This window comes from Natrononativus amylolyticus (assembly GCF_024362525.1).
GTDB lineage: Archaea > Halobacteriota > Halobacteria > Halobacteriales > Natrialbaceae > Natrononativus > Natrononativus amylolyticus.
In genome coordinates this window covers 736723-761481 of the sequence record NZ_CP101458.1, presented here as the reverse complement: position 1 = coordinate 761481, position 24759 = coordinate 736723, and the positions used below count along the sequence as shown (strand labels likewise).

The window sequence follows — 24759 nt, the reverse complement described above, 5'->3', positions numbered from 1 at the left end:
TACTCAGCATCCCGATTCCTCACATCTTTTCTACCTAACCTCGTATCGGCCTGCAAGTTCTGCGCGGATCTTCATATATTTCCTCAGGCGTCGACCGACGAGTAAAACCGGATCCACGCATTCGGTTTCACTCATCAGTTCAGACCTGACAAAGCACTAGTGCTGCTTCAAGCCTCAACTGGTACGTGAAACAGCGATGAGGGAACTGGTGTCGGCTGATCAGTTTACGGCTGAAGCAGCACTAATTAGCGCGGTTTGAGAAGTGACCTGGCCGTAAGAGTGTCCTGGACTGTCGCTCGTAAACCTGCTCAGCGAGTGCTACGCGGCGAAATTTGATGAATATTAGGAGGATAAGCGGACGGCGAACATCCTAACGGGCGTCGCCGCCTGCCTCCACGCGACCGGGTGTTCGCTTCGGGAGACATAAGCCATTCTTCGCTTAATCGCCATCGATCGCTCTTTCCAAGCAATCTGGAATGGGGTACATCGACTGGCTGTCAGAGTATCAGATTCGTCGACGGCATTTCCGTCGCAGGTCGAGGTTGATAATACAACTGTCAAAATTACTGGCGCCCGGAATTGGGATTATCATACAATTTTATGACCCACGGGTGGTCCTCGATGTCTCAGTCCGGGCCCGGCGAGACACCGATCCAGCTGCCGCGTTCCTGCATGGACTCTCCGAGCAATACGATCTTTCCGAAACTGTGTTTCTCGTCATCCGCTACATGTATCTAACTTCAGTCTATCGGTTAGGGCTGAAAGATAACCTCGGCTACGTTGAGAAAACCTTATCGAAAAATGGTTTACATACTGAAGATGCACGTTGACCGCTTCCATAACTCGTGGGTAGACAGTCCGGACAGCATCCGAAGGTGTATTGAATAGTTAGAACACTACTACAACGCGAAATGACTACACCATTCACTCAACGGACAGACGGCAGCGGAGGTGCTAAACTAGACAGTGCTTATCGTTTAGAATTCCAATTTGTGCGACATACAGACTTATTGTTCTATACTCGATTTTGTATGTCGTGCCAATCAAACGGTCGAAGCCGATCGATCGACTATATCATGAGGTCGCTGACTACGATCTCGTAATCATCCCTGATGCCCCACTTGCAAGCGCTCTCAACCGGCGCCTCGAGCGTCCTCACTTCGGCCCCTTTGCAATCACACCACGACGACTTGCTGCACGTCGGCGAGAAACAGCAGAAGACCGCCTCGCCTTCCTAGAGGTCATCCAAGAGACTGATCTCAGCTGGAAACAGGCATCTTATGCGTCCGGAGAGGTGCTACAGTGCTGGGAATATCGGGGCAGGCCTGATGCAATCCTCGAGTACGATGCGTTCGATACACAAGCAACACGAGCCGTTGTAGACTGTATCGCATCGCTCAAGACGACCTCGCGAGCGCTTACTGACTATCAGATCAATTACGACGAATACGAGTCAGTGGCTGTTATTGGCGAACCACAACTAACGAATCTCGAGCAGTCGATTCTTCCCGATGAATACGACTCCGTCGATCGGTTTTGTGCCGATTCGTTCGACGTCCCACCGTTTCGGATTTTCGACTCCCATGGAGCGGTCATTGATACAATCCTTACTACGGTCACCCCAGAGAACGCCGATAATATTGCAGTCGTTCTCGATGCGGCGAGTGAGTATTCACCACTCCTCGAGTCGGCGTTCGAATCTGCAGATATCCCTTTCTATGGAGGACCGACATTCACCGACCAGCAAGACCACCGAGCTTTCATCCAATTCCTCCGTTGTACGGTCGTCGGATCTGATACCCGCATCAAAACCGTGAAACCGCTACTCACCTGCCTGGGAGCGACAATCGATATTGAGCATGATGAAAAGCGCCTTTTCGAGGTTGAAGATCCTGAACTCGAGTGGCTCTGTAGTTTTTGTGCGCAAGCGCCAACGCTCACACTTCATGATGCACTCGATGCATACGAAGATCGAGCTCGGTGTTCGCTCGATGCGTTCCGTGCCGAACTTGACCGTATTGGTCTCCTCGACGAACCGATTACGAGGGACGTCATTGATCGGCTCACGTTCTACCTTGAGACCTATGACGTCCCAATCGATCGAGAAAACGAGGGTGTCCTACTCGCAGACGCGAAATCGGCATCCTTTGTCGACCAGCCGGTCGTCTTCTACCTTGGACTCGATGAGAGCTGGACTCACGACTCGCCACGCCGCCCCTGGGTCGATCGCGACCAAGAGTTCGACAGGAACATCGACCAGTTCCAGTCACTGCTTCAAAGCGGCGAGGAACAATACTACCTCGTCCAGGATACGGCTGGGGGTACCCCCGTCACACCATGTCTGTACTTCGAAGACCTCCTCGAATCCGACTTCGAACGGTTCAGCGACCTCGAGTCAATTCGACAGTCGCGGACAATCCGGTCGATGAGTGATGGCTTCGAAAAAGAGAGGGTTGATACCGACTCCGAGCCAGTGACAGCCCTCAGCCAGTCGAGTCTCAACTCCTATGCAAACTGTCCACGGGACTACTTCTTCAGTCGCCTCGTCGACAACCCGGACAAGGACTACTTCGCGGAAGGGAACCTCTTTCACGACTTTGCGGAGTTTGTCGTAAACCACCCAGAGCTCGTCGATGAGGACATCATCGAAGAGGCCGTCGAGGTCATGTGTACTGAAACCCAGGCGTTCTACCGTGATGTTGATCTCCCTACTCGACGGACGAAGTATCGTATCGGACTCGAGACGATCGTCGAGTACCTCGAGGAGAACGTCCCGATGGAGACGGACTTTCTCACACCGACGAGTGGGTGGAGTCAAAACTTCTTTGCTGAGTATTTCGATCGGCCGACCGACTCTCCAGCAACCGAACGGTGGTTCGAAGACGATGATCTCGGCGTCAAGGGGAAAGTCGACCTCGTTCAGTCCCCATCACACCTGGTCGATTTCAAAAGTGGGCGCAAGAAATCCTCAACACAGATAACGAAACACGCCGCAATCGAGCCGCCGAGTGACCGACCGAACTTCCAGGCATTGCTGTACCTCACGTACTACCGACGCCAGCACCCAGACGAACGCCTCGAGTTCACCTTCTTTCATTTCCTCGAAACACTCGATGAGGTCATAACGGGAGGCGGCGACCTCGATGCATGCCTAACGACGATCACGTACCATCCAGTCGCGTTCGACGAATTCGTCCAATCGGAGGCCGTGTTCGACGCGCTCTGTGAGGAGGCGCCAAACGACTGTAACAAGACGTTCTCCAAGACGAGTTACGAAACCTATCAAGCAGCGTTCGACGTTCACGAGGTCCCGCGAACTCGAGATGCAGACGAGATGGCTACGTCCCCATTTGGAAACGCATTCACTGAGCGGCTGGTTGCAGACGTCGGGGACTACAAATACGTCAGAAATGGGTGTATGCAGGCGTTCCGGCATCTGTGTGACTATCGTAAATCGGGGTTCTTTGTCGAGGATCTCGATGAGTTTGAGCGGTTCGTCGACGATCAAATTGAGGAACTGAACCAGTATCGACGCGGCGACGCCCGCTTCCCGGTCGAAGGGCGGGCAGGTGAGCCCGCCTATCGATACGTGGATCATCGAGATCTGATCCTAATTGAGGAGAATGCCATCGATGACGAGACCACCGCTGCGGAGGTGGACCAATGACGTCACCAAATGCAAAGCAACGCCAGCTCATCGACAGCACCGATGGGTTGTATCTCGTGGATGCTGGCGCTGGCACCGGAAAGACGTTCACAGTTACACACCGCTATGCAGAAATCGTCGCCCAAGACGATGTCGAACCGGACGACGTTCTCCTGATTACGTTCACTCGTAACGCGGCGACAGAGATGAAAGATCGAATCGTCGCCAACTGTCCGTACGAGATGCGGGTACTGAAGGACGCGCCGATTCAGACCTTCCACAGCCTTTGTAACGACATTCTCGACCAACACGGCTTTCATGCACCGACCTATCTCGGCATCGACGATGCGATCACCAACTCCACACGCATTCTCGAGAACGAAACGATCGAGGAGGAGTACTTCCAAGAGTTCATCGGACGCTTTAGCGATAGCCACCCGGAGTATGCAGATCTATTCCGATGTCTCACGGACCCGACTGAGCTACTCGGGCTCATCAATAACCTCGCCGCTAAAGGCGTCTTTCCGACCGCTGATGGCTGGTATCGCGACGGTGATCGACACCTCGAGGGCGAGTTCGAGGCATTCCGTGAGGTATTCAACGAGCTAAACGAGCCCCGAAACGATGGCAATAAACAGTCGAAACTGCGCTCGAAACTCGGTCAATACGGCGCGAACAAGTGTTATCTCCCAGACGCGCCTGATCGATCGGAGCTACGAGGGCCTCGTGGATCAAAGATGGTTCCCGAGGACATCGCTGAACGTGCATTTGATGAAAACCGCGAGCAGCTCCTTGCCTTCGTCCACGATGTCTACTTCGAGTACCTCGAGTTCACGCTCAGCCGGAACTATCTAAACTTCGCCTTCCTTCAGTTGTTCGCGTTCGTCTTACTCTGTGAGGATGATGACCTCCGGGAGTCACTATCGTTCGAGTATGTGATGGTCGATGAGTTCCAGGACTCCAGTGAGATCCAGTTCAAACTCACACTGTTGCTCGCCGGGACGAACAACATCTGTGTTGTCGGCGACTGGAAACAAAGCATCTACTCGTTTCAGTATGCTGCAATCGAAAACATCACTGAGTTCGAATCTCGTCTCAAACGGTTTGCTGGCGAGTTGAACGACGATGCCGACCGCGTTAGTTTCTCGGTGGACCCGGTCACCATGATCGAACTCGAGCAAAACTACCGCTCAACGCAGGCAATCCTCGACTTTGCCGAACACGCCCTCGTGACGCCTGCAAGTAGCCGTGAATCGATCGACACTGACTCGATCCGTGAGCGGATCGTCTCGTTGTTTTCGAACACCGACCACGAACACTCACAAATTGAAGCGTTCCAGCACGACGAGGAGCACGAGGCAATCCTCACCAAGGTCCAGGACATCGTCGGCAACGATACCTACGCTGTCGAAGACGACGATGGCGTCTTGCGCCCACCGGAGTTCGGTGACATTGCAGTCTTGACTCGGACTCGTGACTTCGGTCGTGACTTGCTATCAGTCGCAGAGGACTACGAGCTACCGATGGCTTACGAGGGTGGGATCGAACTCTTCCGCACTGATCAGGCGAAACTCCTGCTTGGTTGGTTGCGTATCCTCGAGTCAGATGCGGATCGAGGCTGGGCGGTTGTTCTCGAGCAGGCGGGTTACACACTCGATGAGATCAACTACATCCTCGAGACCGAGGCGTACCCCGAGAACATGGCGACGTTCCGGACAGAATTGGCGGCACTTGAGACGACTAACGCAGTTGCTCGACGAGTATTCGATCGGTATGGCTATGATGGCTCAACAGCGGACGTCATCTTGACGACGATCCAGTCGGTCCACAGCGCGACAACGATGACACTCGGAGATCTGGTCCGCTTCATCGAACAGGGGATCGAGTCTGGGTACACCCAGGAGGTACACACCGGCGCCGGCACCAACGCGGTTACTGTCCAGACCATCCACTCAGTGAAGGGCCTCGAGCATCCGATCGTGATCCTCGCGAATATGAACCGCGGGAAGTTCCCCTCCTCTGGTGGTCGGAGTAGTATACTTACGTACTCAGAGCTCACAGGACTCCGTCAGCGCAAGTACTACGCTGAGGCCCATGGTGATCCCCATATCTACGACAACTGGCGCTATGACGTTCTGAGACACTGCCAGCCAATGGGGTATGACGAAGAACGGCGGTTGCTCTATGTCGCGATGACACGAGCTAAAGATCACCTGCTGTTTTCAGCTGGTGGGGAGCCGAATTCGTTCCTCGAGGAGCTACCCGTTGCCGTCGACGTACTCGAGCCAGCGGTCGAACGAAGTAGTGGCAGCGAGACTGTCCAGTCACAGCTCACGGTGTCGATTCCACAGCCAGATGGTCCGCAAGGGTACTCACCACATTCTCTGATGAGTGATGAGGTATATGAAGACGTGACCGATGGGAAGGGAATGGAGTTCGGATCGGCAGTTCATGAGTTCGCAGAACGGTATGCTCTCGGCGAACAGGTGTCTCCAGAGAACGATGATGAACAGAACATCAAGACATTGCTCGACTCACTTGAGGGACGTCTGGTGGTCGAAGAACAGGCGTATCTTCCGCTCGAGGTCAATGGTGAGCAGGTAACGCTTTCGGGGATCGTAGACCTCGTCCATGTAACGTGCGATCGCGTCGAGATTATCGACTACAAAACTGATCGCGGCCGTCAGGCGGAATCAGAGTATCAAACGCAACTTAGCGTGTACTATCACGCACTCGATGACTGGTTTGCTGGCCGAGATGTAACCGCCTCGATCTACTATACCGCTACGGATACTCGAGTTCAGATTGATCCACTTTCGAAAATGGAACTCGCGGAGTTACTTTATCGTTGAGATCTATTGGATGTGTCTACTAATACAAAAATTCGGCCTTGTTTAGACGCCGGGGAAATTGGACACATCGTGTAGTATCACGACATCAAACTTAGTCAGAGAGAGACTTGCTAGTTGAATTTACTCGGCTGGAATACCCATTAGAGGCGTCATTCGAACGCGTCTAAACACGGCCCAGAGGCTCTATTCAGCAGCAGAAACTTGGTCATTTCACAACAAAGCCAGTGTATCATCTATTCATAAAAGATGCGTATTGGCCCCTGACAGGGTTGTCATCAGCGAGTAATGTCGAAAACACCTACTGTTGATCGGGTAGAGTTACAGCACTGAGATCTGTATTACTGGCTCCCCCTCGGGTGGGGCATTCGATACGTGAGCAAGATCACGATCACTAAAATCACTGCAAGGGCAACATATCCTTCGTTAAAAAAACCGTGATCCGCTACAATCCCGAATAGTACCGGCCCCGTCGCGCCGACGATTGCTGACGCCGTTCTAACAGCCCCAAGTCCGGTTCCCTGTATATCGGACGGGAACTGCTCTGCGACGAACGATTGAGTGACCGCTCCGTTTCCGAGCATGGTACTGATCGCCAGCGTCACTATGACGATCATTTCGAGGCTTTCGACTATTGGGAGAAGAAGGAGCCCCCCGACCGGACCAAGGAGGACGCTAATGAGTGCCCATCGCATTCCAATCCGATCATAGGCCATCCCAGCAATCGGTTTTACAATCGCACCTGCTGCGAAGAACACCCCAAAAAGGATACCTGCCATCGTTGCCGAAAATCCTTTTTCAATAACTAGATAGGTCGGAAAGAACGACGTGAAAGCCTGCCAGAAGAAGAAAAAGAGGATGAGAATGAAACTCACAAACATCATCGTGGGACGGCGCAACTCATCTACGACGTAGCGAGCCGTGTTCAGAGACAATGTCTCCGTTGAGTTGTCTGCCCGAGATTGCCTCGGAACGATGAACCAAATGCCAACTCCCCCAACAATGAGAAGCGGTATCACAAAACCGAGCCCTGCTTGCCAGACAAGCAAAGCTGCGAGCGTTCCCGCAATTGCAGGGACGAAAGTTTGTCCAACATCTCCCGTTGCCATGGTAAGCCCGAGAGCGCTTCCGAGTCGCTCTGGATAGGTCTTAGAGAGAATCGTGATGCGAGCAATCGGATATAGCGAAGTGGCGAGTCCCCATATCAAAACCGCGATAAACAACGTGGCTGCGTTTGGTGCAAGAACAACAAACGTGAGAGCGATTACTACCAGCCCCAAGCTGAGGGTCATGATCAAACCTTCACTATACCAATCTGCAAGAATGCCTCCTGGCAATTGCCCGATTGCTCCACCGAGCCAGAGCAACGTCACTAAGAGCCCGACGATAGAAAGACTAAGGCCGAATTCAGTCTGTATATAGGGAAGTAACACAGGCAAAGCCATACGCGACCCTAACAAGAGCGCCCACGGAAAGGCGACAGCAACTAGTATCTTCCCCCGCCCGTTTCGTCGCAATGCCCTGACTTCGTTTCTTCCTGATTCGAGCAGATTTGCCAGTGTGATAGTCGGGAATTCCTTTACTGGTTTAATGAAGATTTCTAAACGCTATATCTCCAAATGCAACTCAGAAACGACCCTTTTTCTTACGCAGAGTTGATGGACGATTTTCGGCTCGATAGTCGCATACTGACTCGACACTTCCGAATTCGCATCGCCATGGCGGAAGCGAATCACAAAGATCTATATCAGTATGCATTGATAAGTGCTGCATACGCGCTGTGGGCTTGTTTAGGCGCTCGAATTCAGGCGTGTGAGTGGCGATATTGTCAGGTTCGGTTCGGGATTGGACGAGAATATGATAAGCGGTGAGTCGGCTGCTCGAAGAAATCCTCCTCCACAGTCAGTCTGCGGGCGGCCGAGCTAACCCGTGGGCACGATCCCCTGCTACCATCCTAACTTGACATCCAGTGGTGACGGATGCAATCCAACAGCAGAGCCGTTCTCGCTAGCGTCTAAACATGGCTCGCTGTGTAATCAGCACGATTCCTAAAACCTATCACCGTTTGAGGATTTCAACAAGGCCGGATAGACAATTGTTTCGATGCAGTGGTGCAGTATGACGCTGAAACCTCTATTTTCACGGATTATCTGCCTGTAGAACTGGGAAAGCATCTATCATAACGGAGCCTCAACTGGTAGATCAGAGTGAACGATGGGATCAGAGACGGAACTAGAACAGGAATTACAAACGCTGGACAGTCGGTGGAGTCAAATCACCGAAATTCCTGAGACCCCCCACTCGCTAATGGGGATTATCGAATACTCATTGGGTAGCCAGCGGAAAGCCGAAGTCTACGTCAACCGGTTGCTGCGGTATTTCCTCGATCCTGATGAGCCCCACGGTATGGGGACGGATTTTCTCCGGGCGTTCCTCGAGGGGCTTCCTGAGGGATGTGGCTTCGATGAAGACACCTACGATCTGTCCGATATCCAGGTCGAAGATCAGGTCCGGGTCAGCCGGAGTCATAACGGGGATCGTGTATCAACTGGTGAGGTTGACCTGGTACTAGCGATGCCCAACGAATGGTTCCTCCTGGTTGAGCTAAAATTCTCAGCGGGAGAGAACAATCTCCGCGGTGATGGCCCATCTCAGACTGAGAATTACTTCCAAGCGACCCACATTGATGACCAGCGAAAAGAGACCTACGAGACTGGCCACTACTACCTGTATATCCATCCAGATGTTGAACCTCGGGCCAATGACCCACATTTCACAAACTGGGCCTGGGAGGCACTCACGAGAGAAGTGCTACGAGCGTTCATTGTCGAAAACACACCTCGGTATCCACAGCGAACTGCCGTCCAACTCCACGAACTGTACGACGACATCCAGGGAATTACCGGAATGACTACACAAGACGAAAACACCGCGCAGAAGGTCGAACTGTATCTCGAACACTTCGATGCAATCAAAGACGTTACTGACACGTTCGACGATCGGTGGAACTCCTTCACCAATGAGTGGGGGGCGTTACTGGGTGAAGCGCTTGCTCGAGATGAGTACGGATCGTACTCTAACTTCGACGAGGATTTGACTGCTGTCGAACTCAACGTTGACGACGAAGCATTCCATACGTGGAAGTTCCGAACCGGCAGCTCCGATTGGGGAACAATCTTCAAGGATGGCTGGTGGCGTCATACCGATGACTTGGCGGGGGAGATCTATGCGCGACCCGATGATCGAAACGACGTCCGCATTGGATTTCACCATCGACTGAAGCGAAATCGAGATCTGGCTGTTGGCGAGGGTATCCTGAAGTTTTACTTCAGAAATATGGGCGCTAACGATCAGGCGTTTATCGATGCCTTCAATGATGAGTTTTCCGGCAGGCAAGAGGCGATCGAGCAGGCGCTTCCGCCTGCTACATCTGTCACTGGAAATAAGCGAGACATGCTGGTAGCGACGTATGATATCGAAACAGACGCACACGATGACTTTTTCGAGGCATACATTGCGGCCTTGGAACAGGCCTTCGTCGAGCATGTGGTAGCGAACGAACAATTGCTCATGTTACTAGATAGTGCATACCGAGACGCACTGGAACACGTGTACGGTGTCTCGGTCAAATGAGACGGCGCTGTATTGGTAGGCCTATTTGAGACATGTGCAGCTCGTAAGGAATGGTTCGGATGGTGGTATAGACCCGTTCATAGGGTCTTCTGTGGTGGAGTTAGATGAGATCGGAGGCAACTATGCGATTATCTGCAACTGTGAGAACTATTCGTATTGATATCAGCTCGAGCACAGCCCCTATTCCAGCCCTACTCTGCGATTGAGTTCATCAGTAACATCGTCCATTTCGAGGCCATACTGTTCAGCAATTCCGATCGCCAGCCACTGAGCATGAGTGGCTATCGCTGAATCGAATTCATTGAGGTTCTCTTGCAACTGGTTTAGCGCAAAAACGATCAGCAAGTCTTCTTCGTAGCTGGTTTGCATCGCCGATGTTCGCTGCCCCTCCGTATTTAAATATCAGCCGTAGAGACCAGCGAACGAGTGTTCCGTTCTCTGCCAATTGTTTGGTTCGGTGATGAATGTTTATGTACTTGTAATTAATACAAACTTATAGATCAAATGGAACACAACAGATCTGTTAATTCGATAGGACGACGGCGACTGATTTCAATACTTGCAGGGGGATGTGGTTTTTCCTTATTGGGGAGTTGTTCTGGCGTTGCAGCTGCGGATGGACTCACGGGAGACGAAAAAGATGAGTTTGAACAGTACCTTGTCGGGGTATTTGGGGAAGAGGATCCTCTTCCAGTAGGATTGACTGAGTCCGAGTCCGAAGAAGACAAGTCTGGATTCGGAGGTATTGATCTTTCCCAAATATTGAGCGGCTCAAGTGAAGGTTTTGACGAAGACCCAGATCCGGCCACAGACGAGACCGTTGTTGGATTAGCGTTTGAGATCGATCGTGAGTTAGCGATTATCGACGATGTTGGAGATGCTGCAGAGGAAGTGGCCGCGGTTGAGAGTGACTTTTCCCGCCAGACATTCCGAGCACAGCATCTCCTTGCTCTATTAAATGAGAGAGGCATGGTCGCGACGCTCGGACCAGATGACATCAAAGCCGTTCGACAGCAAGTTCAGTCTCACACTCGATACCTCCCGCTCGTCGGCAGTTTCAATAATGTTGTTCAGGCGGCTAGTGACGTAGAAGAGGATGACCAACAAAGTGTTCGGCACTTCTATCTCGCGGTTGCGGCATTTGCCGTTGAGGTCTTGTTTTTCAAATTCGCTATTGGCTATCCGCTCGCCTTCAGAGGTACCAATGTGTTGGCGACGCAGTCGACCTTTGCTCGGCTGTTACAGCGTACCAGCCCCAAAATGCATGGGCTAATCCTCAGTGAAGTTCACTGGGCACTCCGTCAGGGAATCTCGAGAGCGAGTGGGGTTATTGCAGCCAGCACGCTCACCTTTGTCTACGATATCACTCAGGAGCTGAAGGACGAGGGTATCCAGTCTGAGATTGATGGGCTTCCCGATGAGATTGATATTGATCGCGATGAGATTGCTGATATAGAGCTCTTCGACTGTTCTGATAACCAGGGGTGGGCATTTGTCTATGACAGCATCCTTGGCGTGAGCTCGTATACTAACCCAGTTGTTGAACGGGCGGATACGATCGTCCAAGACGCCTGCAATTCCTGATTGCAAAACGATCGTCATCTCAAAAGTGTGATTGTCAAATATTGTCGAATTGTCCATACCGTTTGTTGTCAGTGATGGCCTCGTCTAAGAGGACAGCAATGCGGCTCAAGGCGGGAGTGGGAACAATTACGTCCTCTACAATGGGGGAGGTAAGTCGCGATATCTGCAGCCGGATGAGGCCGTGCCGCTGTTCATATATTTCGATACAGGCACCGCAGGTGTTGACAGCGGGCAGACCTGGCTACGATTCTCCGATGGCGAGCCGTGGGGGCGAGTCCTCTCGCTCAGTGGGACATCGATACGGCGAATCTGCGCATCTACGATACAGATGGGTTCGACCAGTTAGCTGTCGTCTATGATGAGACGCCGTACCCATCAGGTGGAGGTTGGGCCGCGGTTGAGGTGGACTGGGGCGCACCAGACCATTACCTACGGGCGATCGACTATACCAGTGGCGACTCCGAGGTAATTACCGAGGTTGTACTCGAGGATGATGATCGGTATCACGGCGAGGGTCACCTATGGGGATTACGGTGTGATGCGCCAGATGAGGCTCTGTATGGGGATTATGGACAGATCTACCGCACTATATAACAAGGTGACAATTTCATCAAAAAATAACCTTTCTCTTCGGTTTATCATCGCACGTGACTAGTAGTAAATCACTGAATAGCAATTACAAAGCATAAAGTAATATGTATTCGAAATACTACTCAGAGACCTACATCTATGGTGTCGCTTGGATTAAATATTGTCATTCTGCTATTCATTATAGTTCCTGGCTATGTCGCCTTACGAGGCTATTTGGACGCTACTGTTCAACTGGACACGTTCACTAGGATAAATAAGATATTTATCACATTGACGTTTGGATCGGTGTTGATGTTTATAGCACTATTAATGTTTAGAATAGATCTCTCGGGTGACTCTTGTTACCCCATCAGTTCAATCCTCTCTTTATACTTTTGTGTACCATCTGCCGTAGGAATCAATCCTGATGAAGTGACAGTTAGTTCATTATCAAATTTTTCCGCCACCCTCCTGCTGGGGATAGTATTAGCACAATCTCTACTGGGGTATATCATAGCATACCTGTCAGGAACTATTGTACGCGTAAGGTCAGACACACCCCAATCTTCAGAAAAGGACCTACAGCAGCCCTGGGAGACGGCAGTTAGACAATCTGAACCGTATGATCCCCTTGAGGTAGTTACGGTAAATGGTGATAAGATACATGGGAGGCTCTATCGGATAGGTTCCCCATCAGAAGATGCTGATGTTCTACTTTTTGGTGCAAGACAAGAAACAGAAAGCGGAGATCCAGAGTTTCTTGGTATGAGTTATCACCACTATCAAGATATTGCGCGAGTCCAGTTTCCTGAACTTGAACCGGACCCTCCTGGCCCAGAGGATAATTACATACTTCGTACTCGGAATTATATATTAAAATTTCACAGGCATACAAAACAAAGTTACTGGGAAGGGGTTTATAGTAGATATCTCTCTCAAGAGGAGATCCACACTATAACACAAAGAGGAGCGTACCTCTACTATTATATCCAGGAGAAGGAGAAATAGGTGGTTCAGTTTAGGACACTATTTTTCGCATATGATGGATATTCGGTGTACACATGGTCAATAAGATTGGATATGGGGATGTCATTGAACTCCTTGACTACGTTCCATGAAATTCTGTACAGTTCTCGTAACCGCTCTTGTTCTTCTTCTGGTTCACCGATTATGGTGAGATCGTCAACCTCTTCCTGTGATGGGAAGTTTTTGTCGGACCGTCTTTGGCCAACACTAGTTAATTTATAATCATATCGAGTGCCACCACCGTAGGTGCGACTTTGAGTAATCTCTATTAGCCCTTCTTTTTCCAAGTATTCAATCTCTTCTTGGAGGTCCTTACTGAAGGGTCCATAGTCGTACGGGATAAATTCATATGGATCAATCCCTTTCTCCTCCAGTCGCTGATCAGCCAGAAAGGCTAGTTTCTGGAAGCGAGTTTTTCCCTTTATCCGCCCATCAGCGGCGTGGAGTAGCGCTAGTGGAAGGACGCGTTTGGCGATCATGGTTGGTGAGCTCGATGGTCTGCACTTCTACTTGATTATCTGTACTACTCTTACCTTAGCTTAGCACGGTGAGTGGTAAATGCTTTGCTCTGAGATATGACTCCCCGTCTTAAGAACAAAAGCTGCATAACCTACATTTCGCCTTCTTTATTTGGGAGATTCAATCATCATAATGTCCTCGATGCTAACTGGACCGCCGCTATCGCTGGTAAGGTACTCACAATTATTCACTTCTCAAAGATATTCATATGTTTATTATCATAATGAGTCCTTAGTATGTGATACCAGTAATGGCTGTCAGGAAAAACCGCTTATCAAATTCACGCCGCAGTTCTGAGATTTATAACAAATCACGCAACTAAAGGTGGTGATGTACCTTCAGTACCCAGATGATTGGGACCCGCAAGACTGCCTACTTGTCGTTGATGCACTTGTTAGATACGCTCAATGGGACTGTGATGATGATCGTGAAAAGCGGGCGGTTATGCTAGCTCACGAGGTCGCGGAGAGTCAAGATTTAACACTTGAAGATGCGATTCAACAGGTCGACGACCATCAAATCAGGTCTCTTTCCCAGGGGACTATAGAGAATCAATCAGACGGAACAACCAAATAGTCAAAGAGGGATATCGTAGTCAATGCCTCGTATCGATGAGATTGATAGGAGGACCGACGTAGTCTTCATCTTATTCTACTTTGGAAAGACAGTCCGAGGTGTGACAAAGGTTCAGAAATTGTTATTTCTGATTGAACAGGAATCACGATTTTTCGAAAATTACGAACAAGAGGTTTCTTTTAATTTCGCCCCATATAAGATGGGCCCATTCTCAGAAAATGTGTATGAAGAACTGCAATTTCTTATGCAGTTAGACGCTATCGAGGCTGAAGACATTTCGAACCCAACAGGTATGGACGCCCTCAAGGCCGATCTCACAAACAAGAAATTCGAGATCACACCAAAAGGTGAGAAAATCGCCTCGCAGCTCGTGGAAATTCTCGAACCAGAACACCGAAACGAACTAGAGGACATGATCCAGGAATATAATAAAATGACGCTGCAAGACCTCCTACGGTATGTCTATCAAGAGTACCCAGACTTTGCTACAGAGTCAAAAATAAAACAAGATCTATTCGCGGAGGGTGACTGACCTTGCAGTCAGAATCTATCGAATGTCACTATACTGAGCGCTGGGCGGAGTCAATGGAGGAACAACACGATCACTACATTCCAGAAAAATACCAACTAGGTATTATCACAGATTATCTACAGAGCCACGACTTCGAATTTGCAACTGAAAAACGCATTTTTAGCTATCCAATCGACGTTCTTGCAGTAAAACGGGGGACTACAGTTGCGATTGAAATGAAGTCGAAAAACGTAACACGCGGTGTGGAACAGGCACATCGGGATGCCAGTCTCGTAGATTACGCATTTTTAGCAGTGTGGGAACACAATATTTCTGAACCGCTTATTGAGCGTGTCTCTGATCTACCAATTGGATTAATGAGCGTTGGAGATCGGATCCATGTATTGTCTGGTCCTATTGTCGAGCCACAACAATTATGTGACAGAGAAATAGTTATAGATTTAGTAATTAATGAAGTTCGAAACGACGCTCCGGTACAAAAACCTCAATGATCGCAATTTAATCGAGAGCGATCCCAAATATTACGATTCTGTCTTAATCCAGGCTCATCTATTAGCATATTCCAGGAAAGCCGTGCCTCAACTCCTCTCCGAGATGGCCAACGATCAAGGGTTTACGTATTATATCGATCCAATGATTTCGGACTTCCGAATTGGGAATAACTTCAGAGATGATGAGGGGAATATCAGGGGGTGGCATAGAATTTATGTCGATATTCTTGGGGACCCGCTTGAGACCGTCTTAGAGAGGCGTTCAAATGCGAATGCTCGAGAACTCTCTGACGACATTCTCCGAGAGATTACGAGATCGATAGTAGACTACCAGGAGAATTTTGTCTATGATCGGCTAGAGGCAGACGTTGGAAAGTACGAGGATCTCACGATTACTCCCCGTGACGTCCAGCCGAAAGCAGTGATTCCCTGGGTTCACAGAATCGAAAAGGTCGAGGATATCGAGATCGCTCGTAAAATAATCAACTATGCGGAACAAGAATCCACTCTTCCTCTGAAGCCCTGTTTGTACACTACTACCCGATTCATTGGCGATGCAACCAAGAAAAGACTCTTGATTGAACTTTTAGAGGAGTTCGATGTCTCCGAGTGCTTTCTGTTATTCGAGGATTTGAACAAGTATGAGACAACGCAGAGCGAATACACCAACCTGATCGAGTACGTGTATGACATACACAAGTCTGGAGTCAAACCCCACTTCTACTACGGAGACTTTTTCTCAAACTTGCTTGCATACTTTGGACTTCGTGGTACTTCGTTTTCTTCTCTTTTTGATGAAGAGTTTAAAGAGAAAACCGAGTATTCTGGGGGTGGGGGCTTACCAGGACGGTATTATGTGGATCAACTGAAAGACTTCCTAAAAATCGACGCTACAGTTGACGTGATGAATCGGGCGGGTGCACCAACCTGTAGTTGTGATGTCTGCGAGCGACACTTTGACGACTGGTATGATCTAGTCGATTACGATCAGGACGAAGATCAGGTTCTCAAACCAATACTGAAAAAGCATCGGGTAGCGATGCGCTGGAACCATTCGCGCTTAGTCGAAGAACACCGCTTAGAAGACGTTCTACAATCTATTGACGATGATTTCTCTTCTTTCGTTGGGCCGTATCGTACCTCACCCCACGTAAGCCCTCGGAAGAATATGCAGTACCTCCAGAAATGGAAAAAGGCCGTTGAAAGCCGATCAGAACTTGCAGTAGAGGAACTCGATCAACTGCAGTATGCGTAACGCTTAACCTATTTTTCCTTCTCGGGCTCACGAAGAATCTGAGGTTCATCTCCTGATTGACGGGTAGTATCAAGTTCAATGAGACTCGCCTTCGTATATGGATTCATTTGACGAGGTTTGGCCAATACTTGTTCGGCGGGCACAAGAAATCGAGTGCGTAGAAACGTTCAGCCATGGGAATGAGAACGACGTACAGTATAACGAGAGTCGGGACTCGATCCGGTTTCATAGCAGAGCGACCGAGGCCGACCACTGGAAAGATATTCAGCGGAAACACTGGGAGACCGCATGGGACGAACTCCAACGAACTGGAGAACTGGACCGAGATCAGTTCTTGGAGCTCACGGAGATGTGGCGAAGTTCAGCAGCAGTTCCGTTCCTCCAGAAGGCACTGAATCTTCCGTTGGACGCTGACAACGGGCGAGTTTTCCTCCCTGACGAGTTCTCTCCTGGGGAGGTATTGGTCACTGAGGACTCGGAACCACCGTCTTCGGATGGGTCGTCGACGGAACGAACTCCCACACGAATGACCACTGAGCGGTTTTTCGGTGGCGTCGATGATCGAGTTCAATATCTCTGCTTGACTCTCCAGTTTGTATCCGAACACGAACCCACTGAAGCAGATCTCATAAATTGGATACTCGAAAACACACCCGCTGGAGCAGCGGGCACTGTCAAGCGGAATCTCTCCTTTCTCGAGTCTGTCGACTTACTCGAGAGCACCCCTGAAGGCTACCGGACCACAAACAAGGGAGAGACGTTCTGGAAACAAGATGAGCCTCTGGTCATGTATGAGGGGCTCGCGACAGCTGTTGATGGCTTTCGTGAGATCGCCAGAGCAATTCCATCTGGGGATCGAACAATCGAGGAGATCCAACACCAACTCCGACGGGCGTACCCCGACCACAAGCTACCGAAGGGGGTCGTCACAAAGCACTTAGATTGGCTCGAGTCACTCGAGTTGGTTACAAAGGAAGATGGCGTATACTCGATCCCGATTGAGGGAGGCAACTTTGAGGTTGGCGAGCGGTACAGTCGCTGGTTTATCCACGACGTCCTCAAAGGGGAGCGATACAAGGGTATTGCAACCCCGAGCGAGCTGCCACTCATTTTCATCTTCACTGGCGATGCTGGTCGCACCTACGGGTATGAGGATATGTTCCTCGAGGGCGATCGATTTCTCTACACTGGTGAGGGCACGGAAGGCGATATGACGATGGACGATGGGAACAAGGCTCTCCGCGATCACCGGGAGAACGGTGAATCGATCCACCTGTTCGAGAATACCGATATGCCGTGGATCGTCACCTATCTCGGCGAGTACGAATACGTCACCCACAGGATTGATACGCTTCCTGATGAACACGACAACCCACGCGATGCGTTCCGGTTTGAGTTAGCTCCTGTTGGGGGAACAGAGATAGAGATTGAGGGGGGTACGCCTCGGTCGCTGTCTGATTCGGAGCTCTTTGCAAAGGCAAAGCAGAGTTCTCCCTCGGGAAGTGGGGGTTCGGGTGGGTCTGGTGGTAGTCGTTCGTACCCACGCTCGGAGTACGTTCGAGAGTTTGCGCTTCGGACGGCTGATGGTGTTTGTCAGGGTTGTGGGGAAGATGCGCCGTTTGTCTCTACGAGTGGTAAGCCGTTTCTCGAGGTCCATCATCTGACTCGATTGAGCGATGGTGGGCCAGATGATCCAGAGAATGTGATTGCGTTGTGTCCGAACTGTCACCGGCGGCGCCACGAGGGACGGGATGGTGATGCGTTCAATCGAGAGCTACGGGAGAAGGCACGGCGGCGGAACGAACGGTATCTATAGTTGATTACGATACTCAGCCATTAGTATCCATTTGAGATCCATCCCCGTCATTAGTATATGATCGACGAGAGCGACGGCTCCAAAATTGGGGGAGTTCGACGTCGACGACACAAAATGGAATGACGGGGATTACGGGCACCTCTGGAGCCCCAGATCGGATGATACCGGGGAAACATCTGTTTCGATCCCCTTCATCTTTGGGAGTAGAGACGATTGTAGGGGACTGCTTTTCATGTTGTCGTGTGGTCGCCTCCAGGTTCTGAGGCGTGTCGTTACGCAGGGCTAGTAGCAACACTATCGATTACACTTTCTGTACTGTATCAGCCTGTTTCATTTGGACAAGATAAGTCTCTTCTACTAAACAACTACCGCAAATGCCATACCTTCCTTTCTTGGATAGAAAACTTAAGATCAATTTGTTTAAGCATGAGAGTTGTCCTCCGAGCAGAAGATTCATTGATACTGAATATAGATGGTCTGGCCAGCTCTCGGATTTTATACCTGGCCGTGCCTTGGCAGTGTTATACGAATTCATCCAGATTCGTCCGGCGCTCCGAGCAAAGAGCAGAACTCGAGATAGTATATGACCATTGGGAATGAGTTATGCACCTTGAAGATTAACTTCGTGTTAACGAATAGGCTTTTAACAATCTGACTCTTTTCTTCTCCTATATGTTGCCGGAGGAGGAGTCGAGGGCTGAGATCGACAAGATGTTGGAGTCCGCAGGCTGGGAGATACAGGACTACGGAGATCACAACCTCGGCGCTAACAACGGCCACGTTGCCATTCGGGAATATCAAATCGGGATTGATGCTGCCGATTACATGTTGTTTCTCGACCGCCAAGCCGTCGGGGTCATCGAGGCAAAACCTAAAGGGACGACGCTTTCCGGCGTCGAAGAACAGTCGAAGCGTTACGCGGAAAGCTTTCCGGAGAGGCTGAACCCAGTCGAATCGCCCCTTCCGTTCGTTTACGAAAGCACAAGTGTCGAGACATACTTCCGAGATCTTCGAGATGTAGAGTCCAGGTCGAGGGAACTATTCTGGTTCCACAAACCAGAGGAACTTCGCGAGTTGTTGAACCGCGAAGACACGCTGCGCAACCAACTAAGACGGTTACCAAAACTCGAGCAGGGAAATCTGAGAGACGCACAGTTCGAGGCGATTCAAGAGTTAGAGAAATCGCTCGCTGGAGGGCGACCTCGCTCACTCATTCAGATGGCAACCGGGAGCGGGAAAACGTACATGGCTGTAGAGGAGTGCTATCGGCTGATCAAGCACGCGAATGCCAAGCGGATCCTATTCCTCGTAGACCGCAAAAACCTCGGGAAGAACGCAGACACCGAGTTCCAGCAGTTCGATACCCCAGCAGGCAGGAAGTTTACTGAGGAATACAACGTCCAACGGTTCCAAACCGGGCACATCGACCCTGCCAGCAAGGTATGCATCTCGACCATCCAACGGATGTATTCGATACTCCAAGGCGAAGAAGTCGAAGAGGAACAAGGGGAGAGATCTCAGTTCGAGGAAGAAGACGACGATGAAGAACAAAGGGAGGTCGAGTACAACCCAGACGTCCCCATCACAGAGTTCGACTTCATCATCATCGACGAGTGTCACCGGTCGATCTACAACAAATGGCGGCAGGTGCTCGACTACTTCGACGCATTCCTCATTGGACTCACCGCGACGCCTGCCAAACACACATTAGGATTTTTCAATCAAAATCTAGTCACTGAGTATTCACAGGCACGCGCTGTTGCAGACCGTGTGAACGTCGGGTACGACGTCTACAGCATCCGAACACGAGCAACAGAAGAAGGGGACACTCTCGAGGCCGGCTACACCGTCGGGAAACGGGACACACTGACGCGCGAAGAGATGTGGGAGCAGCTCGACGACACGATGGAGTACCGCCCGACTCAACTCGACCGGGACGTGGTAAAACCGGACCAAATCCGGACCGTGATGGAGTCCTTCCGAGATAATCTGACCAGTATGTTCCCTGGTCGGGACCAGGCGGTTCCAAAGACGCTCGTATTCGCGAAGAACGACTCCCACGCCGACGATATCGTTCGAATCTCTCGAGAGGTGTTCGGAAAGGGGAACGACTTCTGCAAGAAGATTACCTACAAGTCGATGGCCGACCCGGAAAATCTGATTTCGGAGTTTCGAAACTCCTACAACCCACGGATCGCCGTCTCAGTGGACATGATATCGACGGGAACGGACATCAAACCCCTCGAGTGTCTCATCTTCCTCCGCGACGTGAAATCCCGCACCTACTTCGAGCAGATGAAAGGGCGAGGCACGCGGACGATCGATAGTAACGACCTCCAGCAGGTAACCCCCGACGCAGAACACAAAACGCGGTTCGTCCTCGTCGACGCCGTTGGCGTGACCGAGACCGACAAGACCGACTCCGAGCCACTCGACCGGGAACCAAGCGCATCGTTCGAGGACGTCCTCGAAGAAGTTTCGCTCAACCCCGACCCAGACGACGACACCCTTTCAACCCTGGCCGAACGGCTGTCGCGGATGGATAAAGTGCTCGAGGACGAACAGCGCCGGGTACTCGAGCAGCGAGGGGACGCTTCGCTAAACACGATGATCAACGACCTGCTCACCGCGACGAATCGGGACGCTCAGCTTGAGTCGGCACGGGAGCAATTCGACACCGACGACCCGAGCGATGAACAGATCGAGGAAGCGCGTGGTGAACTGGTCGAGCAAGCAAAGCAACACTTCGACGACAGCGGATTCCGAGAGACGCTCACGGAAATAAAGAAGCAGAACATCCAGTACATCGACCCGACAGCGGACGAGGTCATCGAGTTCGAGGCTGAACCCGAGAAGTCGATGAACGCCGAGCAGACCGTCGATCGGTTCCGCGAATTTATCGAGGACAACAAGGACGAGATCGCCGCACTCGAAATCATTTACAACCAGCCCCACCGGCGGAAGGAGCTCACCTATGAGACGATACGGGAGCTGGCGGACACGTTGACTGCCCCGCCGTACAACCTCCGGACCGAGGAAGTCTGGGAAGCGTACGAACAACTGGAGAGTTCGAGGGTGGCCGGGAAGAGCGAAAAACAGCTTCTAACGGACATCATCTCTATCATCCGGTTCGAGATGGGTGAGAGCGACCAGCTGGAGCCGTTCGGCCAGACTGTTGAGGAGCGTTTCGAGGCGTGGCTGGCCGACCGTTCCGATAGCTTTTCGCGGCACCAGTTGGAGTGGTTAGACATGATGAAAGACCACATCGCCACCTCGGCGGCGATGGAGAAATCGGATCTGCAGTTGGAGCCGTTCAATCAGCGAGGTGGGCTGTACCGGGCACACGAGGTGTTTGATGATGTGGACTCCGTTATCGAGGAGCTTAACCAGGAGTTGGTGGCATGAATTATCCAGAGAGCTGGCCAGTTGCGGAATTACAGGAACTCGGTGAGTGGCAGACAGGTAGTACGCCGCGTCGTTCTAATGACGAATACTGGGGTGGCGACATCCTGTGGGTTTCGCCAAAAGACATGAAAACCGACAGGATTGACCAGACCCAAGATCGGATGACTGAGAAGGCGTTGGAAGAAACAAACTCGAAGCTCATCCCACCAAATTCTATCGTTATGGTGACCCGCAGTGGCATTCTAGAGCACTCGTTCCCGGTGGCAGTCACGGAGAGGCCAGTTACTATCAATCAAGATTTGAAGGCGTTCATCCCCGGAGACCGACTTGATGAGAGCTACGCGTATTACTATTTGAGAGCAAGTGAATTCGACATTCTGAGAACTTGCACCAAGGATGGAACGACTGTTGCGAGCATTAACTCGGACTCACTGTACACGTACGAAATGCCGATACCACCAGTCGGACATCAGGAACGCATCGTCGCCAAGATAGAGGAACTGTTTTCGAAATTGGATTCGGGCGTCTCCGAACTGGAGGAATCGCAAGGCAGATTCAATCTCTATAAAAAAGCCATTCTGAATGAGGCATTGGAAGGAGGTTTTTCGGAGGAATTCTATCAAAAAGAAGATGTTGAGTCCGGGGCCACTATTGCCGAAATTGAGGCTCCAGCTAACGCACCTGAATTGCCTTCAATCTGGAAATGGGTCCCCTTTGATGATGTTCTTTCTGAACCATTACGTAACGGTAAATCCGCAAAACAATCTGAGGAAGGAATTCGGACACTGACATTGTCTGCAGTAACCGAGAGAGATTTTTCCAAGAAAAATACGAAAATCACGGAAGCAAACCCGAAAGATGTAGAAGATCTTTGGCTACAATCGGGTGACTTGCTAATTGAAAGATCAAATACTGAGGAATATGTTGGTTTACCCGCAGTCTATCGTGGGGATGATGACTATGCAATCTATCCAGACTTGATGATCCGTGCGAGGTTGGATGATTCGTTGGCGATCCCAGAATATGCTGACTACGTATTTCTATCACCATTTTTCCGAAACTACCTCCGAGGCAAATCTAAAGGAACATCTGGCAGTATGGCAAAGATCAATCAAAAACACCTTCGGAATATGCCCTTCCCACTTGCACCATTAGAAGAGCAAGAATACATCGTAAAGCGCCTTGATTATATAATGTCCGTCGTCGATGAGAGTCAAAAAAGTGTTGGTGATGAACTAAAAAGAGCCCAGAGACTTCGCCAGTCAATCCTTAAGCAGGCCTTTGAGGGCAACATCATCCCCCAAGAACCGACAGAGAAGGCACCGACCATGGACGCCGGAAATGCAAATCTTGAACCGGGGAAGCAGGTAACCCTCTCGGAGGTGACTAACGATGCCGAATGAAGCAAACCAGCTCGTAAACAAGCTCTGGAACTTCTGTGACGTCCTCCGGGACGACGGGGTGAGCTACGGCGACTACGTGGAACAACTGACCTACCTTCTCTTTCTGAAGATGGACGAGGAGATGACAGAAATCGGCTTTCAGGAGGAGTCGCAGGTTCCAGATGAGTACAACTGGGAGAGTCTCGTCGCCAAGGACGGCGAAGAGTTGGAAAGCCACTACCGGGCGACACTCCAGGAACTTGGAACCCAGGGCGGCCTCTTGAGCGTCATCTTCAGCAAGGCACAGAACCGGATTCAGGACCCCGCCAAGCTGCGTCGCCTCGTACTCATGATCGACGACGAGAACTGGTCGGGGATGGAGGTAGACGTCAAAGGTGAAATATACGAAGGGCTGCTCCAGAAGAATGCCGAGGACGTGAAAAGCGGAGCGGGCCAGTATTTCACACCCCGGCCACTCATCAAAGGAATCGTCGAAGCGGTCCAGCCGGAACCCGACCAGACCATCTGTGACCCGGCGTCTGGCACTGGCGGATTCTTCCTCTCTGCCCACGACTACATCACCGAGAATCACCAACTCGACAAGCAACAGAAGGAGTTCCTCCAGCACGACGTGTTCAAAGGCTGGGAGATCGTCGACAACACGGCGCGGCTCTGCGTCATGAACCTCTACTTGCATGGCATCAACGGCAAAGAGAGTCCCATCATCGTTGACGATAGCCTGCGGTCTGACCCTGGCGACCGTTTCGACCTCATCCTGACGAACCCACCATTCGGAAAGAAAAGCAGTGTGACGGTGATGAGCACTGAAGGAGAGGCAGTCAAGGAATCGCTGACCTACGAGCGAGACGACTTCTGGGCCACGACATCTAATAAACAGCTGAACTTCCTCCAGCACGTCAAGACGCTGCTCAAGATAGGTGGGACCGCAGCCGTCGTCGTCCCCGACAACGTGCTGTTCGAGGGCGGGGCCGGGGAGACCGTCCGCCGCAAACTCCTAGACCAGTTTGACGTCCACACAATGTTGCGCCTGCCGACGGGCATCTTCTACGCCCAGGGTGTGAAGGCGAACGTTCTCTTCTTCGACGCGAAGCCAGCGCAGGCGGACCCCTGGACTGATAACCTGTGGATCTACGACCTGCGGACGAACAAGCACTTCACGCGTAAGCGCGATCCCCTCACGTTCGAGGATCTGACGGATTTCGTCGACTGCTACAACCCCGACAACCGCCACGAGCGTGAGGAGACGGAGCGATTCAAGTCCTACTCCTACGAGGAACTGATGGAGCGCGACAAGGTTAATCTGGACATCTTCTGGCTAAAAGACGACAGTCTGGAGGACATCGAGGACCTTCCCGAGCCGGAGGTCTTAGCAGCAGACATCACGGAGAATCTGGAAGCGGCACTCGATCAGTTCTCTCAAATTCAAACTGATCTAATGGATTGAGGAAACCTCC

Annotated in this window: 16 protein-coding genes and 1 pseudogene; 14 read left to right on the top strand and 3 right to left on the bottom strand. The window is 51.0% G+C overall.

The genetic code is table 11. The features are described from left to right. Window positions 1-289: 289 nt before the first annotated feature. The 3 genes and pseudogenes from NMQ11_RS03840 (at window position 290) to NMQ11_RS03830 (ending at window position 6498) form a co-directional block, all read left to right on the top strand. Window positions 290-915, top strand: a pseudogene (locus NMQ11_RS03840) (transposase domain-containing protein). Window positions 916-1036: 121 nt separating this feature from the next. Next, window positions 1037-3667: a PD-(D/E)XK nuclease family protein gene (locus NMQ11_RS03835; protein WP_255170078.1), complete on the top strand. Its 2631-nt coding sequence runs from the start codon at window positions 1037-1039 to the stop codon at window positions 3665-3667. Beyond that, window positions 3664-6498, top strand: a complete 2835-nt coding sequence (locus NMQ11_RS03830; RefSeq protein WP_255170077.1) for a UvrD-helicase domain-containing protein — start codon at window positions 3664-3666, stop codon at window positions 6496-6498. Before NMQ11_RS03835 ends, NMQ11_RS03830 begins: the two co-directional genes overlap by 4 nt. Window positions 6499-6836: 338 nt before the next feature. On the opposite strand, the gene NMQ11_RS03825 is transcribed toward NMQ11_RS03830, so the two are convergent. Further along, window positions 6837-7940: an MFS transporter gene (locus tag NMQ11_RS03825; RefSeq protein ID WP_255170076.1), complete on the bottom strand. Its 1104-nt coding sequence runs from the start codon at window positions 7938-7940 to the stop codon at window positions 6837-6839. 769 nt (window positions 7941-8709) lie between these two features. Between NMQ11_RS03825 and NMQ11_RS03820 the strand changes: the two genes are divergently transcribed. Next, window positions 8710-10128 (top strand): PDDEXK-like family protein, encoded by a 1419-nt coding sequence (locus NMQ11_RS03820; RefSeq protein WP_255170075.1) that lies wholly within the window; start codon window positions 8710-8712, stop codon window positions 10126-10128. Between the two features lie 180 nt (window positions 10129-10308). On the opposite strand, the gene NMQ11_RS03815 is transcribed toward NMQ11_RS03820, so the two are convergent. After that, a complete protein-coding gene (locus NMQ11_RS03815; protein ID WP_255170074.1) occupies window positions 10309-10497 on the bottom strand; it encodes a hypothetical protein in 189 nt (62 codons plus the stop codon). A gap of 135 nt (window positions 10498-10632) precedes the next feature. Between NMQ11_RS03815 and NMQ11_RS03810 the strand changes: the two genes are divergently transcribed. Both NMQ11_RS03810 and NMQ11_RS03805 read left to right on the top strand, forming a co-directional pair. After that, on the top strand, window positions 10633-11712 hold the full coding sequence (locus NMQ11_RS03810; protein ID WP_255170073.1) for a hypothetical protein: 1080 nt from the start codon (window positions 10633-10635) through the stop codon (window positions 11710-11712). Window positions 11713-12594: 882 nt separating this feature from the next. After that, window positions 12595-13290, top strand: coding sequence for a hypothetical protein (locus NMQ11_RS03805; protein ID WP_255170072.1), 696 nt, complete (start codon window positions 12595-12597; stop codon window positions 13288-13290). A gap of 5 nt (window positions 13291-13295) precedes the next feature. Here NMQ11_RS03805 and NMQ11_RS03800 read toward each other — a convergent pair whose 3' ends face one another. Next, window positions 13296-13787: a hypothetical protein gene (locus tag NMQ11_RS03800; RefSeq protein ID WP_255170071.1), complete on the bottom strand. Its 492-nt coding sequence runs from the start codon at window positions 13785-13787 to the stop codon at window positions 13296-13298. 370 nt (window positions 13788-14157) lie between these two features. Here NMQ11_RS03800 and NMQ11_RS03795 point away from each other — a divergent pair, with 370 nt between their 5' ends. From NMQ11_RS03795 to NMQ11_RS03760, 8 genes are all read left to right on the top strand, one after another. Beyond that, window positions 14158-14403: a hypothetical protein gene (locus NMQ11_RS03795; protein ID WP_255170070.1), complete on the top strand. Its 246-nt coding sequence runs from the start codon at window positions 14158-14160 to the stop codon at window positions 14401-14403. 100 nt (window positions 14404-14503) lie between these two features. Beyond that, window positions 14504-14935 carry a type II toxin-antitoxin system antitoxin SocA domain-containing protein gene (locus tag NMQ11_RS03790; RefSeq protein WP_255170069.1) on the top strand — a complete coding sequence of 144 codons (432 nt, stop codon included), beginning with the start codon at window positions 14504-14506 and terminating at the stop codon, window positions 14933-14935. Window positions 14936-14988: 53 nt separating this feature from the next. Continuing rightward, a complete protein-coding gene (locus tag NMQ11_RS03785; protein WP_255170068.1) occupies window positions 14989-15426 on the top strand; it encodes a hypothetical protein in 438 nt (145 codons plus the stop codon). After that, window positions 15386-16681, top strand: coding sequence for a hypothetical protein (locus NMQ11_RS03780; RefSeq protein ID WP_255170067.1), 1296 nt, complete (start codon window positions 15386-15388; stop codon window positions 16679-16681). The genes NMQ11_RS03785 and NMQ11_RS03780 overlap by 41 nt, the downstream gene beginning before the upstream one ends. 97 nt (window positions 16682-16778) lie before the next feature. Next, on the top strand, window positions 16779-18497 hold the full coding sequence (locus NMQ11_RS03775) for an HNH endonuclease (RefSeq protein WP_255170066.1): 1719 nt from the start codon (window positions 16779-16781) through the stop codon (window positions 18495-18497). A 672-nt stretch (window positions 18498-19169) separates the two neighbouring features. Then, window positions 19170-21902, top strand: a complete 2733-nt coding sequence (locus tag NMQ11_RS03770) for a type I restriction endonuclease subunit R (RefSeq protein WP_255170065.1) — start codon at window positions 19170-19172, stop codon at window positions 21900-21902. Then, window positions 21899-23305, top strand: a complete 1407-nt coding sequence (locus NMQ11_RS03765; RefSeq protein WP_255170064.1) for a restriction endonuclease subunit S — start codon at window positions 21899-21901, stop codon at window positions 23303-23305. The genes NMQ11_RS03770 and NMQ11_RS03765 overlap by 4 nt, the downstream gene beginning before the upstream one ends. After that, window positions 23295-24749, top strand: coding sequence for a type I restriction-modification system subunit M (locus NMQ11_RS03760; protein ID WP_255170063.1), 1455 nt, complete (start codon window positions 23295-23297; stop codon window positions 24747-24749). Before NMQ11_RS03765 ends, NMQ11_RS03760 begins: the two co-directional genes overlap by 11 nt. The last annotated feature ends 10 nt before the right edge of the window (window positions 24750-24759 follow it).

What these genes read in the sequence shown, in the direction of transcription:
- NMQ11_RS03815 (WP_255170074.1), bottom strand. Translation starts at nt 10,497, where the DNA reads ATGCAAACCAGCTACGAAGAAGACTTGCTGATCGTTTTTGCGCTAAAC.
- NMQ11_RS03820 (WP_255170075.1), top strand. Translation starts at nt 8,710, where the DNA reads ATGGGATCAGAGACGGAACTAGAACAGGAATTACAAACGCTGGACAGT.
- NMQ11_RS03780 (WP_255170067.1), top strand. Translation starts at nt 15,386, where the DNA reads ATGAAGTTCGAAACGACGCTCCGGTACAAAAACCTCAATGATCGCAAT.
- NMQ11_RS03785 (WP_255170068.1), top strand. Translation starts at nt 14,989, where the DNA reads ATGGAGGAACAACACGATCACTACATTCCAGAAAAATACCAACTAGGT.
- NMQ11_RS03760 (WP_255170063.1), top strand. Translation starts at nt 23,295, where the DNA reads ATGCCGAATGAAGCAAACCAGCTCGTAAACAAGCTCTGGAACTTCTGT.
- NMQ11_RS03775 (WP_255170066.1), top strand. Translation starts at nt 16,779, where the DNA reads ATGGATTCATTTGACGAGGTTTGGCCAATACTTGTTCGGCGGGCACAA.
- NMQ11_RS03825 (WP_255170076.1), bottom strand. Translation starts at nt 7,940, where the DNA reads ATGGCTTTGCCTGTGTTACTTCCCTATATACAGACTGAATTCGGCCTT.
- NMQ11_RS03800 (WP_255170071.1), bottom strand. Translation starts at nt 13,787, where the DNA reads ATGATCGCCAAACGCGTCCTTCCACTAGCGCTACTCCACGCCGCTGAT.
- NMQ11_RS03830 (WP_255170077.1), top strand. Translation starts at nt 3,664, where the DNA reads ATGACGTCACCAAATGCAAAGCAACGCCAGCTCATCGACAGCACCGAT.
- NMQ11_RS03805 (WP_255170072.1), top strand. Translation starts at nt 12,595, where the DNA reads ATGTTTATAGCACTATTAATGTTTAGAATAGATCTCTCGGGTGACTCT.
- NMQ11_RS03810 (WP_255170073.1), top strand. Translation starts at nt 10,633, where the DNA reads ATGGAACACAACAGATCTGTTAATTCGATAGGACGACGGCGACTGATT.
- NMQ11_RS03770 (WP_255170065.1), top strand. Translation starts at nt 19,170, where the DNA reads ATGTTGCCGGAGGAGGAGTCGAGGGCTGAGATCGACAAGATGTTGGAG.
- NMQ11_RS03795 (WP_255170070.1), top strand. Translation starts at nt 14,158, where the DNA reads ATGTACCTTCAGTACCCAGATGATTGGGACCCGCAAGACTGCCTACTT.
- NMQ11_RS03765 (WP_255170064.1), top strand. Translation starts at nt 21,899, where the DNA reads ATGAATTATCCAGAGAGCTGGCCAGTTGCGGAATTACAGGAACTCGGT.